The organism is Methylobacterium sp. PvR107 (genome assembly GCF_017833295.1).
Classification (GTDB): domain Bacteria; phylum Pseudomonadota; class Alphaproteobacteria; order Rhizobiales; family Beijerinckiaceae; genus Methylobacterium.
This window is the reverse complement of sequence record NZ_JAFIBW010000001.1, coordinates 4,731,418-4,748,938: the sequence shown is the minus strand read 5'-3', so window position 1 is coordinate 4,748,938 and position 17,521 is coordinate 4,731,418. Positions and strand designations below refer to the sequence as shown.

Sequence of the window (17,521 nt, the reverse complement as noted above, 5' to 3'; positions counted from 1 at the left end):
CCGAGAAGCGGCCGAGGATTGAGTGATGCTGAGCGCCGACAGGATGGTCCGGGATGGGGCGCCCATGGCTCGAACGGGTTCGGTGACGTCCATCGACGGATCCAAGGTTCACCTCGCCCTCGCCGGCCAGCATGGCCGTCCGGACGTGCGCGTGACCGTCGGCAACTTCGTCCGGATCCACGCCGGAAACGCCGTTCTCGTCGGCATCATCACGACCCTGTCATCGGGCAGTGACCATGGGCGCCAGCCCGGTGCCTATGCCAGTCTCGACCTCCTCGGCGAGATCGTGATCGAGGAGGGAGCGCATCGCTTCCGCCGGGGTGTCGCCGCCTATCCGGCCATCGGCGACTCGGTCGATCTGCTACCTCCCGCAGACCTGCGCGTGGTCTATCAGGCTACGGCTTCCGACACGGCTGCTGTCGGCGCGCTGTATCAGGATCCGGATATCCCGGCCTGCATCAAGGTCGAGGACCTGCTCACGAAGCATTTCGCGGTGCTGGGCACGACCGGTGTCGGCAAGTCGAGCGGCGTCGCGGTCATCCTCGATCAGGTGATGCGCGCACGACCGAGCGTGCGCATCTTCCTGCTGGACGTCCACAACGAGTACGCCGCCTGCTTCGGTGACCGCGCCAGCGTCATCAATCCACGCAACCTCAAGCTTCCGTTCTGGCTGTTCAACCTGGAAGAGATCGCCGACGTGATCTACGGCGGCCGTTCGCCGGTCGACGAAGAGATTGAGATCCTCGCGGAAGTGATCCCGCTCGCGAAGAGCAAGTACGCCCAATACAAGGAGGCGAGCGACCGACAAATCGTCAAGCGCTCCATCGGCAAGGGCGCCGGCTACACGGTCGATACGCCCGTCCCCTACATGCTGCAGGACCTGATCGCGCTGATCGATGAGCGGATGGGGCGTCTGGAGAACCGCGTCTCGCGGATGCACTATCACCGCCTGATGACCCGGATCGAGGCGATCCGGAACGACCCGCGCTACGCCTTCATGTTCGAGAACGCCAATGTCGGCGGCGACATGATGGGCGAGATCCTGGCGCATCTGTTCCGGCTCGATCCGGACGGGCGCCCGATGACGATCATGCAGCTGGCAGGCCTGCCGATGGAGGTGGTCGACGCGGTCGTCTGCGTCCTCTGTCGCCTCGCCTTCGAGTTCGGAATCTGGAGCGAGGGCGCGATCCCGCTGCTGTTCGTGTGCGAGGAGGCTCACCGCTACGCCTCGGCCGACCGCTCGGTCGGTTTCACCCCCACGCGTCGCGCGCTGTCGCGGATCGCCCGCGAGGGCCGCAAGCACGGCATCCATCTCGGCCTCGTGACGCAGCGCCCTGCCGAGCTGGATCCGACGATCATGTCCCAGTGCAGCACGCTGTTCGCCATGCGGATGACCAACGACCGCGACCAGGCCTTCCTGGCGGCGGCCGTCTCGGACGCGGTCAATCTGCTTACCTTCGTCCCATCTCTCGGTACCGGCGAGGTCATTGCCTTCGGCGAAGGCGTGCCGATGCCGGCGCGGATGACCTTCCATTCCCTGCCACCCGAGCGGCAGCCGCGCAACGACATGAGCGGACGTGCGCCTGAGGACGGCGAGACGATCGCCGGCGCGGCCTTCGTGGGCGCCGTCGTGGAGCGCTGGCGCGGGGCGACTATGAGCAAGACGAGCGGGCTCGAGGCAGACCAGACAGCGCTGTCGCGCCTCGGCCGCGAGGCGGGCAGCGACGGCGGACACGGCGCCGCCCTCGAGCAGGTGCATCGCCGCCTGCTCCGACGCCCCCTCGATGGCAGCGACGCCGCTGCGGAGGCCGGTCTTCGGTCTGCCAAGACGCTTTGGCAGCAGGGCTGAGCGTGAGCCAATCCCTGTCCAGTAACCGGCAAAATTTGCTGGAAGCCGCGATTCAGACGCTTCCTGTCGGCGTGGTGGTCCACGACGCGCGCGGCCTCTGCGTGCTGGCCAACGCCGCGGCGCGCGCCCTTGGGCCGACAGCCATTCACGACCTGCCGGATGCGGCCTGCAGCCAGCCCGAGGGCATGGTGGTCGAGGAGATCGGCGAGCGCGTGGTCGAGGTGCGGGCTCTGGCGCTACACGCTGAGCGGGACGCCTTCACACTCACCACCATCGCCGACGTTACGCAGCATCACCGGATCCAGCGCGAACTGATCGCGCGGGCATTCATCGATTCCCTGACGGGGCTGCCCAACCGCACGATGTTCGAGCAGAGCATCGAGGAACTTCTAGGAGAATCTGGGCTGGCGGATCGCTTCGCCCTGGCCTTCATCGATCTCGATAACTTCAAGCATATCAACGACTATTACAGCCACGATGCGGGCGACGCGCTGCTGCGCAAGGTCGCCGACCGGGTCCGCGGCGCATTGCGGCCCAGCGATTTGCTGGCGCGGATCGGCGGCGACGAGTTCGTGCTGCTGATCAACCCGATTTCCGATCGGAGCAACACCCTGGCGACGGTTCAGGGCATTTCCGAACGCCTGAAGCAGCCGTTCTTCATCGACGGTCACGAGATCTTCGCTTCGGCCTCGATCGGGCTGAGCCTGTTCCCGGAGCACGGGACCACTTACGAGGTGCTGCGCCGTCAAGCCGACAACGCCATGTACCGGGTGAAGGGCGGCGTGAAGGGCGGCGTCAGCGTCTTCGAGGAGACGATGAGCCACGCCGCCACAGCCCGCATGGCGGTCGAGCAGCGGCTCAGGCTGGCGATCCGTGACCGCTGCTTCTGCTGCGCCTACCAGCCGAAGGTCGACATGCGCACCCACGCGGTACTCGGCGTCGAGGTGCTGCTGCGCTGGCGCGACGAATTGGGCGTGATCCAGGCTCCCGGCGACTTCATCGAACTCGCCATCGAATTGGGCCTGATCAACGAGATCACGCTCCAGGTTCTGGCCGAGACCGTGCGGGCGATGCCCGACATCGACGAAGTGTTCGGGCCTGACGTGTCGGTAAGCCTCAACATTGCCGCCAAGCAGGCCTGCGACGTCCCGTTCATGGCGGCCTTCTGCGACGCCCTCGGCGAGACCGGTCTGGCACGGCGCTTCGTGCTCGAACTCACCGAGGAGGCGTTCTTCACGAAGGGCCGCTTCCAGCGCGATGTCCTGCCGCGGATCCGCGCCATCGGCGCGCGGGTCTCCATCGATGATTTCGGGGTCGGCTATTCGTCGCTCGCGGCGCTCGCGGAGATCACCGCGGACGAATTGAAGATCGACCGTTCGTTCATCACCGACATCGACAAGCGGCCGCGCAGCCAGATCGTCCTCAAGGCCATCGAGTCCCTCGGTCTGGCGCTGGGCATGTCGGTGGTGGCCGAGGGTGTCGAGACCTTCGAGGAGGTCGCCTACCTGCTGGGAGCGACCCAGATCCGCTGCGCGCAGGGCTTCTACTACGCCAAGCCGATGCTGATCGATCAGATCCGCCTGTCGGAAGAGCGGGCGGTCGGGCCGCGAGCCACGATTGCGCACAGCCGGAACTCGGATTTCCGGTCTCCGAACCTCCTGAGGCGGGCCTAGATGGCCGCCGGGAGGTTCGGACGCAGAGAGCGCCCCATGCGCCCCTCACGGGAGCTGCGTGATCCCGCCTCTGACGTCGGTCCGATCTGCGCGATCGGCGTTCGGATTCGCTTCCGATGCGGATTTCCGCGGCTGCGGATGCGCTGATCGGTGAGCCAGGCCGTTACGGCTGACAGCCCAGCCGTCGCTCCGTACCTCGGATTTGCGCGACACGCTCCCGCTGACGCGCCGACAGCGGCACATCGGCCTCGTCGTCGAACTGGCAGCCGGCATTGCCGAAGGTCCGGATGCCGCGTGACGAGCGGAAGCAGTAGCCAGCCGCCTTGAAGGTGGCGTTGCGCTCGTACCAGAGGTCGTCACACGACGACCCTGCGGATCGGACGCCCTGCAGGCCCGGCGCCGCCTCCGCAGTTCGGCAGCAACCGACATACCGAGCGCTCACCCATCCGGTCTGCCCAGACGGCAGACGAATGTTTACCCAGCCCCCCTGCCGCCCGATTTCGACGAACAGCGTGTCCGGTCCGAGCCGCGCCAGGCGGACACCGTCGGTCCCGCTCGGCAAACTGCGCAGGGCCAGGAAGTTGTCACCGTCGGGGTCGAGGCCGACGGGATAGCTGTAGGTTTCCTGCTGGACCTGAGCCGAGGCCGGAACGGCGCTGAGGCCGAAAGCGATGAGCACGATTCCGGCGAGACACGCAGCGATTTTGGACACGATAACGGCCCCGGACGCCCCCGATCGAGGCCCCGCGATCTTGCGACAGTTAAATCTGATTGGTCCATCCGGCTGGCAAAAGGAAACGCTGCCACGAACGGCCAAAAACGACAAAGACCGCAGAGATGCGGCCTTGCAAGTCGTTCGTCTGGTCGGGAAAACTGGAGCGGGCGAAGGGATTCGAACCCTCGACCCCAACCTTGGCAAGGTTGTGCTCTACCCCTGAGCTACACCCGCTCACTAGTGCCGCGCCGCCCGGACTTTCGTGCCGGCGGCCCCGGCGGCGCTCTCTAAACACCATTCCGCCGGGCGACGCAAGCGCCTCTTTCGCGAACCGTGACGATTCACCAGTTCGGGTCCGGCGGAAGCGCCTCGCGGATCTCGCGCAGGCGGGCGCGGGTCCCGCGGGTGGTGCCGTCGGGCAGGGCATCCACCGGAAAGAATTCGCATGCGGCGATCTCCCGGTCCGGCGCTTTGGGGCGTAGCATCGTGAAGGCCGGCAGGACGAACAGGGCGACGTGATCGCGCGGCGCGGCGACGACGTTTCGGTAGAGCCCGTGCAGGCGTGGCTGCCCCTCCGGGACGATCTCCGCCTCCTCGCGGAACTCACGCACCATCGCGTCGAGCGCGGTCTCGCCGCGCTCGACGCCGCCGCCAGGCAGATGCCAGCCGCTGACATAGGTGTGGCGAACCAGCGCCACCCGGCCGTTCGGATCGATGGCGATCCCGCGCACGCCCAGGGTCATGCCGCGGGAGGCGAGCGCCCCGAGATGGAACAGGTGCCGCAGCAGGCGCCGATCGAGGAGCATGCCGGTCAGACGACGTCCAGGGCGATTTCGCCAAGGCCTTCGACCGCACCGACCATGCGCTGGCCGCGCTCGACGGGGCCGACACCCGACGGGGTCCCGGTGAAGATCAGGTCGCCCGGCTGCAGCTCGAAATAGCCCGACAGGTACGCGACCTGCTCGGCCACCGACCAGATCATGTCGGCGAGGTCGCCCTTCTGGCGCGTCTCGCCATCCACGGTGAGGGTGATCGCGCCGCGCGCCGGATGTCCGATCAGCGAGGCCGGATGGAGCGCGCCGATCGGCCCCGACCCGTCCGCGGCCTTCCCGGTATCCCAGGGCCGGGACATCTTCTTGGCCTCGTCCTGAAGGTCGCGCCTGGTCATGTCGAGGCCGACCGCGTAGCCGTAGACGTGATTGAGGGCGCTCTCCACCGGGATGTCGCTGCCGCCGCCCGCGAGCGCCGCCACCATCTCGATCTCGAAATGGTAGTTGCGCGTCTTCGGTGGATAGATGTGCTTGACCGGCTCGGAGCCGACGACCTGCAGCGCGTCAGCCGGTTTCATAAAGAAGAACGGCGGCTCGCGATCCGGATCGGCCCCCATCTCTCGGGCATGGGCGGCGTAGTTGCGCCCGACGCAGTAGACGCGGCGGACCGGGAAGAGATCGCTGCTGCCGGCGATCGGGAGGGCGATACGGGGCGGGTTCTGGATGACGGAGAGCATCTCTGCCTCTGCGGTGGATCGTCCGGATGGCCGGGCGCTGAGCCGCCCAAGACCTAGAGGATCGTTGTAAGGTGCGCATCGCCGCGCGCCATAGTGGCGCTTGCCAAGATGGCGTCCTGGCCTACAAAATTTTATCGATGGCTCCGATCGCGGTCTCCCCAGATAGCTCCCACGACACCCTGCTCGCAGCGCTGCGTGACGCGCTCGGCGCGCGGCATGTCCTGACCGACCCCGGGGACCTGGCGCCCTACCTCGTCGAGACGCGGCGGCTGTTCACCGGCTCGGCGCTGGCGGTGCTGCGGCCGGCGCGGACCGAGGAGGTCGCCTTCGCGGTCCGGGCCTGCACGCAGGCGGGCATCGCCGTGGTCCCGCTCGGCGGCAATACCGGGCTGACCGGCGGCGGCGTGCCCGGCGGTGGCGTGGTGCTCTCCCTCGAGCGGATGACCCGCCTGCGCGCGGTCGATCGGGTGTCCGCCACAATCACCGTCGAGGCCGGGATGATCCTGCAGGACGTGCAGGACGCGGCGGATTCGGCCGGCATGCTCTTCCCGCTCTCTTACGCGTCCCGCGGCTCGGCCCGGATCGGCGGCGGGATCAGCACCAATGCGGGCGGGATCGCAGTTCTGGCCTACGGCAACGCCCGGGATCTCGTCCTCGGGCTGGAGGTGGTGCTGGCCGACGGGCGGGTCTGGAACGGGCTCAAGGCCCTGCGCAAGGACAATGCCGGCTACGACCTGAAGCAGCTGTTCATCGGCTCCGAGGGAACGCTGGGCATCGTCACGGCGGCGGTCCTCAGGCTTTTCCCCAAACCCCGCGCGACCAGCGTCGCCTTCGTCGGGCTCAATTCGGCGCAGGCCGCCCTGGACCTGTTCGTGTCCCTGCGGGCGCGGATGGACCGCGACCTCACGGCGTTCGAATACCTGCCGCCCTTCGCGCTGGAGATCGTCCTGCGGCATGTTCCGGGCACCGTACGCCCGCTCGACGGCGCCCACGGCGCCTACGTGCTGATCGAGGCGGCCTCGGCGCGTCCGGATGCGGACATCCATGCCGAGCTGGAATCGGCATTGGGCCAGGCGCTCGAGGATGGCCTGATCGCCGACGCCACGATCGGGGCGAGCGGCGCGCAGAACGACGCCCTGTGGCGCCTGCGCGAGGGCGTGCCCGAGGCGCAGACCCGTGAGGGCGCCTCGATCAAGCACGACATCTCGGTGCCGCTGTCGCGCCTGCCGGCGTTTCTCGACCGCGCGAGTGCCGCCTGCATCGCCGCGATGCCGGGTCTGAGACCCTGCGGGTTCGGCCATTTCGGCGACGGCAACATCCACTTCAACCTGACGCAGCCCACCGACATGGAGTCGGCCGAGTTCCTGGCCGAATGGGGCCGGTTCAACCGGATCGTCCACGACATTGTGCATGATCTCGGCGGCTCGATCGCGGCCGAGCACGGCGTCGGGCTGATCAAGCGCGACGAGCTGGAGCTTTACGGCGATCCGGTCGGGCTCGACCTGATGCGGCGGCTCAAGGCCGCCCTCGATCCGCACAACCTGCTCAACCCCGGCAAGGTCATCGCTGCCCAGGAACACGACGCCGCGCAGTCCTGAGAAATTGTGCGGCGCGCCATAATTCGGCGCCTCGACGGGTGCAGGACTGTCACGCAGCGTCGCGTTCTGCCGCGGACACACGGGGTGTTAAGCGGCTGCTAACGCTTCGGACTGACCTTCAATTGGAGACGACGGGGACGTGTCCGTCAGCGCCAGGCATGGCATTTGCTCCCGGCACCACCTATCTCGCAGATGCGAGATTGATCGACGACCCGTCAACGACAGACAGCCTCTCAATCTTCTGGAGACCGACGGAATGCCCACCTCACAGGCCCGCGTGCAGACCACGGAAGCGAGCCGCTACCTGCAGCAGCTCTGCCGGCACTGGAGCCACAAGTTCAAGGTCGAGGCGACCCCCGAGCATGGCACCGTGCCGTTCGGCGAGGACCGTGTGTGCACGTTCGATGCGGAGCCGGACGCCCTGGTAATGCGCATCGACAGCGCCGACCCGGTCAACCTGACCCGGTTGGAGAACGTGGTCTCCGACCACCTCGCCCGCTTCGCCTTCCGCGAGAGCCTCGGCGATATCCGCTGGTCCCGCGCCGCCTGACGACCTGAACGCGGCCGGTCTGATCGGCTGATCCGTCCGCGCCCGGTGTCATGCCGGGCGGGTTTTTGCGTTTGCGGGCGCCGGAACGCTTGGCTGATGGCGTAGCCTTTGCAAACGTCGGACCGCGCGCGCCTCCGTCGGGCGCATCGGGGACCGATCGATGAAGCGACGCACGCTGCTGCGGGGCGCCGGCGCCCTGGTTGCCGGGACGCTCGCCCGGCCGGCGCTGGTCCAGGCAGCCTCCGCGACCACGTTGAGATTCGTCCCCTACGCCGATCTCGCGCTGCTCGACCCGATCATCACCACGAACTACGTCACGCGCACCCATGCGCTGATGGTGTTCGACACGCTTTACAGCCTGGATTCGCAATATCGCGCGCAGCCCCAGATGATCGCGGGACATCGGGTGTCGGACGACGGCCTGACCTGGGATCTCACGCTGCGCGATGGCCTGCGCTTCCACGACGGCACGCCGGTGCTCGCCCGCGACGTGGTTGCGAGCCTCAAGCGCTGGGCGGTGCGCGATTCCTATGGGGGAGCGCTGTTCGCGACGGTGAACGAGCTGACCGCACCGTCCGACACGGTGGTGACGTTCCGTCTGAAGCAGCCCTTCCCGCTCCTGCCGGACGCGCTGGCGAAGCCGACCTCCTACATTCCCGCCATCATGCCCGAGCGGCTGAGCACGACGCCGGCCACGCAGGCGGTCCCGGAGATGGTCGGCAGCGGACCCTATCGCTACGTCGCGGACGAGCGGGTGCCCGGATCGCTCAACGTCTACCGGCGCTTCGAAGCGTACCGCCCCCGCGAGGGCGGTACGCCGAGCTTCACGGCGGGGCCCCGGATTGCGCATTTCGACCGCGTCGAGTGGCGCACGATTCCCGACGGCGCCACCGCGGCCGGCGCCTTGCGCTCCGGCGAGATCGACTGGTGGGAGCAGCCTCTGGTCGACCTCGTGCCCGACTTGGTGCGGCAGCGCGCGGTGCGCGTCGATCTGGTGGAGACGGCCGGGCTGATCGGGCAGATCCGCCTCAATCACACGCTGCCGCCCTTCGACAACCCGGCGATCTGCCGGGCCCTCCTTTCGGCTGTCGATCAGGCCGAGATGATGGATGCGGTTGCCGGCAGCGATGGCGCGATCCGACGCGGCCCGGCGGGCGTGTTCACGCCCGCCGGGCCGATGGCGTCCGAAGCCGGCCTCGCGGCGCTCGGCGGCCCGCGCGACCTGTCGGCGGCGAAGCGCGCGCTGGCGGAGGCGGGATACAAGGGCGAGCGGGTCGTCCTGCTGTCCGGGACGGACGTGCCGCGGATCAACGCGATCTGCGAGGTCATGGCCGATCTCTGCCGCAAGCTCGGGATGAACCTCGACCTCGTCGCGACCGATTGGGGCACGGTGAACCAGCGCATCCTGAGCCCGAAGCCCCTCGACCAGGGCGGCTGGTCGATGTTCGGGATCTTCTCCGGCGGCCTCGACCACCTGTCACCGGCCAACCACTTGGTCATCCGCGGCAACGGTCGCGCCGGCGTTCCGAGCTGGCAGACCGACACCGCGTTGGAAGAGTTGCGCAGCGCCTGGTTCGCGGCGCCAGATCTCGCATCGCAGAAGGCGGTGGCAGCGCGGATCCAGGCGCGCGTGCTTGAGATCGGCGCCTACATCCCGTGCGGCCAGTACTTCCAGCCCACCGCCTACCGGCGGGACCTCGAGGGCATGCTCACCGGCCTGCCGCTGTTCTGGAACCTGAGGCGGTCGGCCTGATCGCCGGCGCGGCCATCAGCCGACGCTCATCAGGCTGGCATTGCCCCCCGCCGCGGCCGTGTTGGTCGCGGTGGAGAGCTCGTCGACCAGCCCGATCGCGCTGTACAGGTCGCCCCTGGCCAGCACCTCCGGTGTTCGGGCCTGGACCGGCAGGATAGCCCCGTCGCGTGCCGCGACGGCCCGGTTCAGAGCCCGCAGAGAATCCGCAGTGCCCTCGAACAGGATCGCGTCGACGTCGCCGGCCGTCTCGATGGCGGACGCACCGTCGATGCGCGCCGCGCAGGCCTGCGGCAGACCTTGAAGCGCCGCCCGGATCGGCTCCGGCGCAATGACGACGGCGCGATTGGCGCATGCCAGGACCGCGCCGAGCTGGAGGAGGAGGCCCAGTTCCGTCGCGGCGATGGCCGCGACACGGCCGCGGGCGCGGAGCGCGTAGAGGTTGCGCTCGCCGACTGGCCCCGGGCAGTCGATCTCCACGGCGGCCGGATATCGGGCGAACACGAGGGCCTCCGCCACCCGACCGTGCCCTTTCGCCCGCAGCCACGCCAGGTAGGGAGCCAGGAGCGCTCGGTCGGTCGGACGCCCATTGAGGGCTTCGTCCGGCGGTCTCCGGACCAAACGGCCGAGATAAAGGGGACCGCCCGCCTTCGGGCCCGTCCCCGACAGCCCGGATCCGCCGAAGGGCTGCAAGCCCACCACGGCGCCGATGATGTTGCGGTTCACGTAGCGGTTGCCAGCCCGGATGCGCCCGAGCACATGCGCGATCGTCTCATCGATACGGCTGTGCAGGCCGAAGGTGAGGCCGTAGCCGGTGGCGTTGATGGCATCGAGGAGCGGGTCGAGATCCGCACGACGGTAACGCAGCACGTGCAGCACGGGCCCGAACACCTCGCGCTCGATATCCGCGACGCGGCCGATCTCGATCAGGGTCGGCGGCACGAATGTTCCGCCGGCCGTCAGTGCCGGTAGCGCCACAGTCTCGACAGCAAAGCCGCGGTCGCGCATCGCCGCCACATGGTTGGTGATCGTGTCGGCGGCCTCGGCGGTGATCACCGGACCGACATCGACGGAGAGGTGGCGCGGGTCCCCGATCTCGAGCTCGCGCAAGGCGCCTCGAAGCAAATGCAGCGTCCGGTCGGCGATCTCTTCCTGAAGACAGAGGAGGCGCAGCGCGGAGCAGCGCTGGCCCGCGGAATCGAAGGCGGAGGCGATCACATCCGCCACCACCTGCTCGGCCAATGCCGAGGAATCGACCACCATCGCGTTCTGGCCGCCGGTCTCGGCGATCAGCGGCACCGGCTCGCCATGGCGGCTGAGGCGCGCGGCGAGGATGCGCTGGATGCCCTTGGCCACCGCCGTCGAGCCCGTGAACATCACCGCCTGGACACGCCCGTCGCCGACGAGGGCAGCACCCGCGGCGCCGTCGCCGGGCACAAGCTGGAGCGCATCTTCCGGGACGCCAGCCTCATGCAGCACCCTGACTGCTTCCGCAGCAGTCAGCGGCGTCTCCTCGGCCGGTTTCGCGAGGACCGGATTGCCCGCCGCCAGGGCCGCGGCGACCTGCCCGACGAAGATCGCCAGCGGGAAGTTCCAGGGCGCGATACAGGTCACGGGCCCGAGCGAAACCTGCGCGCCATCCAAGGTCCGCTCTGCCTCGGCCGCATAGTAGCGCAGGAAGTCCACGGCCTCGCGGATCTCGGCCACGGCGTTCGCGTAGGACTTCCCGGCCTCGCGGACGATCAGCCCGATCAGCACCGGCATCCGCGCCTCGAGCGTGTCGGCGGCGCGGCGCAGGCATTTCACCCGCGTGGAAGGCGGCGTCAAAGCCCAGGCTTCGGCGGCTGACTGGGCGCGTGCAAGCGCCGCATCGATCTCCGGCAGTGTTGCCGGGCGCCAGAACCCGACCACGTCCCGATGATCGGCGGGATTGCGCACGGGTCTGTCCGCCGACGCGGGATCCGAACCGGTCGGGACCGCGCGTCGCGGCATCCGGCCGCTCGCCGCCAGAGCTTCGAACAACCGGATCAGCGCGGCCTCGTCGGCGAGATCGAGGCCGGCCGCGTTGGCCCGGGCTGAGCCGTAGAGGGTAGGCGGGAGCGCGATGCCCTCGTGAGGGGTGCCGGGTCTCGGCATGGCTTCCACTGTCGCGACGGGATCGGCGATCAGAGTCTCGATCGGCACGGAATCATCGGCGACCCGGTTCACGAAGGACGTGTTGGCACCGTTCTCCAGAAGCCGCCGGACCAGATAGGCGAGCAGCGTCTCGTGCGTGCCGACCGGGGCGTAGATCCGGCACGGCCGGCGCAGGTCGGTCCCGCCGACGACGGCTTCGTAGAGCGCCTCACCCATCCCGTGCAGACATTGGAACTCGTACTGCCCGAGCCGAAACGCCGGGCCCGCCATCTCGACGATGCCGGCCAGGGTCTGCGCATTGTGGGTCGCGAATTGCGGGAACACGGCGTCGGGCGCGGCGAGAAGCCTGCGCGCGCAGGCGAGGTACGACACGTCGGTGTGGACCTTGCGGGTGAAGACCGGGAAGTCGGCCAGTCCATCCACCTGCGCGCGCTTGATCTCGCTGTCCCAGTAGGCCCCCTTCACGAGGCGCACCATCAGACGGCGCCGGCTGCGACGGGCAAGATCGATCAGCACGTCGATGACGAACGGGCAGCGTTTGCCGTAGGCCTGAACGACGAAGCCGAGCCCGTCCCAGCCGGCAAGCGCCGGATCCAGCGCGAGGGCCTCGAGGATGTCCAGGGACAGGTCGAGGCGGTCGGCCTCCTCGGCGTCGATGTTGAGGCCGATGTCGTAGCCCTTCGCCAGAACGGCGAGCGCCCTCACCCGGGGAACCAACTCGGTGAGGACACGGCTGCGCTGGGACCGCACATAGCGGGGATGGAGCGCCGACAGCTTGATCGAGATCCCCGGCCCGCGGAGTACGCCTCGTCCGGCGGACGCCTCGCCGATGGCCCGGATCGCCACCTCGTAGGAACGGGTGTAGCGCTCCGCATCCGCGGCGGTGAGCGCGGCTTCGCCGAGCATGTCGTACGAGTAGGTGAAGCCCTTGGCCTCCATGCGGGCGCCGTTGCGCAGGGCTTCCGCGATGGTCCGTCCGGTCACGAACTGCTCGCCCATCATCCGCATCGCGAGATCGACCCCTGTGCGGATGACCGGCTCGCCGCCGCGCGCGATCAGCCGGCTCAGCGCGGCGGAGAGACCGGCCTCATCGCGCGTTGCAGCCAGGCGACCGGTGACCAGTAGCCCCCAGGTGGCCGCGTTGACGAAGGGCGACGGGCTGTGCCCGAGATGCGCCCGCCAGTCGCCGCCTGCGATCTTGTCGCGGATCAGGGCATCGCGGGTCGCCGCGTCGGGGATGCGCAGAAGCGCCTCGGCAAGGCACATCAGCGCGACGCCCTCCTGGCTCGACAGCGCGTATTCGCGGATCAGGGCCTCGACCCCGCCGCGGCGGGTCTGACGACGCAGGGCCTCGACCAGGTGCCGGGCCTGTTCGGCCACGCGCCGGGCGGCATCGGGCGACAGGCGCGCCTGATCGAGGAGGGGCGCCACGCAATCCGGCTCGGGCCGGCGGCAGGCCGCGACGACGGCCGCCCGGAGCGGCGACAATTCTGGCAGCGCCGCCGCGAAGGCGTCGAACGGCCCGGCGGTATCGTCGATCGCATGGGATGCGCGCATGGATCATCCCCCAAGACGGCCGGCCATTTCCAACGCCGGCCCGGAGGCACGCTACGCCGTCTCCCGCCGCGGTTTAAGCGTCTCCCACCGACCTCGGATGCGTCGTGCGATCACGGGGCGGCACGGGCGGTATCCGGGATTGCGGTCCGCACCGATCGCGCCCCTCGCGCCGCAGACACGGGCCGCGCGTTTTGACGCCGGCGGAAGCGGTGGCAGAAGCCCGGCATGACGACGATCATGATCTACGGCGCCAACGGCTATACCGGGCAGCTCCTGGCCGAGCACGCTGTCGCCCAAGGTCTGCGGCCGATCCTGGCGGGTCGCGATCCGGACAAGTTGCAGCCGCTTGCCGCGCGCCTCGGGCTCGATGCACGCCTGTCGCGCCTCGACGATCCCCAACGCCTGCGCGCCATCCTGGCCGGGGTCACGACGGTGATCCACGCGGCCGGTCCGTTCTCCAGGACGGCGCGGCCCATGGCCGAGGCCTGCCTCGCTGCGGGCACGCATTATCTGGACATCACTGGCGAGATCGATGTTCTGGAATCCCTCGCCGCGCGGGACGTCGACGCGAAGGCGGCTGGGATCGTCCTGCTTCCAGCCGCCGGCTTCGATGTGGTTCCGAGCGACTGCCTCGCGGCCCATGTCGCGCGCCGGCTGCCAAGCGCGACGCACCTGCGGATCTCGATCGGCGGCTTCGGCGGGTTCAGCCGCGGCACCGCCCGCACCATGGTCGAGGGCATCGCCTGGGGCACGCGGGTGCGCCGGGACGGCCGCATCGTCGAACTGCCTCGCCCGCCCCGCGGCAGCGCCGATTTCGGCCGCGGACCTCGGCGCACCGTCGGGCTCGGCTGGGGCGACGTGTCGAGCGCTTGGTATTCCACCGGCGTCCCGAACATCGACGTGTATTTCGAGGCCTTCCCGGCCATGGCGGCCGCCGCCGGATTGCCGGCCGGCCTCCGGAAGATCATCGCCGGCAGCACCGCGCAACGTCTGATCAACCGCGGCATCGATCGGCTGCCGGCGGGTCCGGCAGCCTCGGCACGGGCCGCGGCGCGCAGCACCTTCCTGGCGGAGACCTGGGACTCTGCGGGCCGGCGGATGGCGAGCCGCATGGTGACGCCCGAGGGCTACACCCTGACGACCTGGACGGCGGTGGAAGTCGCCCGGCGCCTCGCCTCCGGCACGGTGCCGGCGGGCTTCCACACGCCGGTCTCCGCCTTCGGGCCGGACTTCATCCTGGGCTTTCCGAACGTGGTGCGAACGGATCTCTGACGATCGTCATCCCGGGCCCGCCTTCGGCATCTCGGTTTGACGGGGCGAATGATCGGAATTGAACCGAAACGCCTCTAGGACGAGGGTTTCGAGGTATCCCCGAGGGCGCGGACGACACGCAGCGAATCACACCGTAGCGCCGATCTGCCAGGGCGCGAATTCCGACGCGCCGAAATCGAACTGCTCGCTCTTCGTCCGCTCGCCGCCGGCGACCTGCAGGATCAGATCGAAGATCCGGCGCCCGGCCTGCTCGACAGTCTCCTCCCCGTCGAGGATCGTGCCGCAATTCACGTCCATGTCCTCCTCAAGGCGTCTGTACATGGCCGAGTTCGTGGCGATCTTGATCGAGGGCGCCGGCTTGCAGCCGAACACACTGCCGCGGCCGGTGGTGAAGCAGACGAGATTGGCCCCGCCCGCCACCTGCCCGGTCGCCGAGACCGGGTCGTAACCGGGTGTGTCCATGAACACGAAGCCCTTGGCGGTGACCGGGTCGGCGTAGCGCAGCACGTCGACCAGGTTGGTGCTCCCGGCCTTCGCCATTGCGCCGAGCGACTTCTCCAGAATTGTGGTCAGGCCGCCCGCCTTGTTGCCCGGCGACGGGTTGGCGTCGATCTCCGAGCCCTCCTTGCGGGTATATTCCTCCCACCAATGCATCAGGTCGACGAGCTTCTGTCCGACCTCGGGTGTCACCGCACGGCGGGTGAACAGGTGCTCCGCCCCGTAGGTCTCGGTCGTCTCAGACAGGATCACCGTGCCGCCGTTCTGCACCACGAGGTCGCTGGCGATGCCGAGCGCCGGATTCGCTGAGACGCCCGAATAGCCGTCCGAGCCGCCGCATTGCAGGGCGACGATCAACTCGCTCGCCGGCACCGGCTCCCGATGGACCACATTCGCCTCGGCCAGGATGCCCTTCACGAACGCGATGCCGGCCTCGACAGTCTTCCGGGTCCCGCCCAGGCTCTGGATGTTCATGCTGCGAATGCGGTCGCCGAGGCCCTGCTCCTCCAGGAACGCGCCGATCTGGTTCACCTCGCAGCCGAGCCCGATCATCACGATGTGCGAGAAGTTGACGTGCCGCGCGTAGCCCGCCAGCGTCCGGCGGAGGAGCCGGAGCGGCTCACCCATGGCCATGCCGCAGCCGGTCTTGTGGGTCAGCGCCACGACGCCGTCGACGTTCGGATACGGGGCCAGCGGATCGAGCCCGAGGATCGGGTGGCGCCGGAACGCGTCGGCGATCAGGTCGGCGACGTGGGCGCTGCAATTCACCGAGGTGAGGATGCCGACATAGTTGCGGGTCGCCACGCGGCCGTCGGGGCGACGGATGCCCTGGAAGGTGGCGGGCGGCGTGACCAGCCGCGTCGGCCTGGCATCGAGGCCGAACGCGTAATCGCGAGCAAATTCGCCCATCCCGAGATTGTGGACGTGAACGTGTCGGCCGGCCGCGATGTCGTCCTTCGCGAAACCGATGATCTGGCCGTACTTGGTCACAGCCTCGCCGCTCCGGTGCGGACGCACCGCGACCTTGTGGCCGGCCGGGATCCGCTCGGCGGCCGTGACGCCGTCGGCGACCGGCGTGCCCGGGTCGATCGCACCGCGGGCGACGGCGACACCGTCGTCGGGGCGGAGGGTGATGACGGGATAGGCAGGCATCGGTCTCTCCAGTCGAGCGGCTAGGGGACGTTCACCGCAGGCGCATCTCATCGGACGCGGCGGTGTGCCCGATCCCGGGCCTGTCTTGAACGTCGCTTCTCCGATCCTCAGCCTCGTCGGCAATGCCACGACGGCGAGGTGTCCAGTCAGAAGATTCAATCCCGATAGGCGTTTCCGTCGAGCCCATGCGGACGTCCGGCCGCGAGCAGGGTTTCCCAGACCGGCTCCGGCAGCGGGACGCCCTCGGCAAGGCGCTCGGCCCGCATCCGGCGCTCCGGCTCGCCGGGCAGCAGCACCTCGGCGCCGGGCATCGGCTTGGCGCTCTTGAAGAAGTCGAGATAGGTCCGCGCCTCTGCGGCGAGAGCGTTCTCGGTCCCGAACGCCTCGGGCATCACGTAGATCGACAGCATGCCGTTGCAGATCCTCCGCTGGCCCGGCCCGGCAGCGCCGGACCCGGTGAACGCCCCGGCGAGCAATTCGCAGATCAGCGCCAAGCCCGAACCCTTGTGCTCGCCGAAGGCCCGGATCGCGCCGGCGCCGCGCTGGTTGTCGCGTTCGACGCCCTCCAGCGGTCCGAAAAGCGTGGCCGGATCGGCACTGAGAGTTCCGTCCGGCTCGATCAGCGCGCCCTCAGGAAGCGGCTTGCCGCCCCGGGAGGCGACCAGCACCTTGCCCTCCGCCACGGCCGAGGTGGCGAAGTCGAGGATGACCGGATCTGCCCCCGGAACCGGAAAGCCTGCGGAGAACGGCGCCGTCGAGAACCGGCGTTCCACCGAGCCGAAGGGGGCGACCAGCAGGCTCCCCGCCACGTTGACGAAATGGACCGAGATCAGACCGGCCGCAGCGGCGCGCTCCGCCCACTCGCCGATACGTCCAAGATGGCCCGCGTGGCGCAGCGCGACGACGGCGACGCCCGTCTCCTTGGCCTTGGCGATGCCGAGGTCGGTGGCGTACGGCCCCGCAGTCTGACCGAAGCCGTATTGCGCATCGAGGAGCGCGAAGGACGGAGCGTCGGTGATGATCTCGGGCGTTCGGCCGGCCTCGACCTCACCCGACCGCAGCCACTCCACGTAGCGGGTGACGCGGACGACGCCATGCGAATCATGGCCGGTGAGATTGGCGGCCACGAGGAAACGGCCGATCCGCTCGGCCTCGGCCTCCGCGCAGCCCTCGCGCACGAAGATGTCTCGCACATAGGCAGACAGCCTGTCGGCCGAAATCCGCATTCCGTGTCCTCCCAAGCCGCGCCTCGTCGGGCGCATGC

At 69.0% G+C, this 17,521-nt stretch carries 12 protein-coding genes and 1 tRNA gene; 6 read left to right on the top strand and 7 right to left on the bottom strand.

Translation table 11 applies throughout. From position 1 onward, the window contains the following. The first annotated feature begins 64 nt into the window (after positions 1–64). Positions 65–1,849 carry an ATP-binding protein gene (locus JOE48_RS22405; protein WP_409518608.1) on the top strand — a complete coding sequence of 595 codons (1,785 nt, stop codon included), beginning with the start codon at positions 65–67 and terminating at the stop codon, positions 1,847–1,849. A gap of 2 nt (positions 1,850–1,851) precedes the next feature. Beyond that, the gene (locus JOE48_RS22400; RefSeq protein ID WP_210032984.1) at positions 1,852–3,522 is read left to right on the top strand and encodes an EAL domain-containing protein; all 1,671 of its coding nucleotides are present in this window, start codon (positions 1,852–1,854) and stop codon (positions 3,520–3,522) included. Between the two features lie 163 nt (positions 3,523–3,685). On the opposite strand, the gene JOE48_RS22395 is transcribed toward JOE48_RS22400, so the two are convergent. The 4 genes from JOE48_RS22395 to JOE48_RS22375 all read right to left on the bottom strand — a co-directional run bounded on the left by JOE48_RS22395 (position 3,686) and on the right by JOE48_RS22375 (position 5,744). Beyond that, the gene (locus tag JOE48_RS22395) at positions 3,686–3,913 is read right to left on the bottom strand and encodes a YARHG domain-containing protein (RefSeq protein WP_210035989.1); all 228 of its coding nucleotides are present in this window, start codon (positions 3,911–3,913) and stop codon (positions 3,686–3,688) included. A 483-nt stretch (positions 3,914–4,396) separates the two neighbouring features. Then, a tRNA-Gly gene (locus JOE48_RS22385) sits at positions 4,397–4,471 on the bottom strand. 107 nt (positions 4,472–4,578) lie between these two features. Continuing rightward, entirely contained in the window at positions 4,579–5,043 is a 465-nt protein-coding gene (locus JOE48_RS22380) for an NUDIX domain-containing protein (RefSeq protein ID WP_210032983.1), read from the bottom strand. Positions 5,044–5,048: 5 nt separating this feature from the next. Then, a complete protein-coding gene (locus tag JOE48_RS22375; RefSeq protein WP_210032982.1) occupies positions 5,049–5,744 on the bottom strand; it encodes a fumarylacetoacetate hydrolase family protein in 696 nt (231 codons plus the stop codon). A 137-nt stretch (positions 5,745–5,881) separates the two neighbouring features. On the opposite strand from JOE48_RS22375, the gene JOE48_RS22370 reads away from it, so the two are divergent. From JOE48_RS22370 to JOE48_RS22360, 3 genes are all read left to right on the top strand, one after another. After that, positions 5,882–7,342, top strand: coding sequence for an FAD-binding oxidoreductase (locus JOE48_RS22370; RefSeq protein ID WP_210032980.1), 1,461 nt, complete (start codon positions 5,882–5,884; stop codon positions 7,340–7,342). A 256-nt stretch (positions 7,343–7,598) separates the two neighbouring features. Then, complete coding sequence (locus JOE48_RS22365) at positions 7,599–7,892, top strand: DUF2218 domain-containing protein (RefSeq protein WP_192706816.1); 294 nt, start codon at positions 7,599–7,601, stop codon at positions 7,890–7,892. 160 nt (positions 7,893–8,052) lie between these two features. Beyond that, positions 8,053–9,645: an ABC transporter substrate-binding protein gene (locus tag JOE48_RS22360; protein ID WP_210032979.1), complete on the top strand. Its 1,593-nt coding sequence runs from the start codon at positions 8,053–8,055 to the stop codon at positions 9,643–9,645. A 15-nt stretch (positions 9,646–9,660) separates the two neighbouring features. Here JOE48_RS22360 and putA read toward each other — a convergent pair whose 3' ends face one another. Then, complete coding sequence (gene putA, locus JOE48_RS22355) at positions 9,661–13,335, bottom strand: trifunctional transcriptional regulator/proline dehydrogenase/L-glutamate gamma-semialdehyde dehydrogenase (protein WP_210032978.1); 3,675 nt, start codon at positions 13,333–13,335, stop codon at positions 9,661–9,663. A 225-nt stretch (positions 13,336–13,560) separates the two neighbouring features. On the opposite strand from putA, the gene JOE48_RS22350 reads away from it, so the two are divergent. After that, positions 13,561–14,607, top strand: coding sequence for a trans-acting enoyl reductase family protein (locus JOE48_RS22350; protein WP_210032977.1), 1,047 nt, complete (start codon positions 13,561–13,563; stop codon positions 14,605–14,607). 126 nt (positions 14,608–14,733) lie between these two features. On the opposite strand, the gene JOE48_RS22345 is transcribed toward JOE48_RS22350, so the two are convergent. Next, entirely contained in the window at positions 14,734–16,257 is a 1,524-nt protein-coding gene (locus JOE48_RS22345; RefSeq protein ID WP_210032976.1) for a UxaA family hydrolase, read from the bottom strand. Positions 16,258–16,412: 155 nt separating this feature from the next. Next, positions 16,413–17,483, bottom strand: a complete 1,071-nt coding sequence (locus tag JOE48_RS22340; RefSeq protein ID WP_210032975.1) for a malate/lactate/ureidoglycolate dehydrogenase — start codon at positions 17,481–17,483, stop codon at positions 16,413–16,415. Between the last annotated feature and the right edge of the window lie 38 nt (positions 17,484–17,521).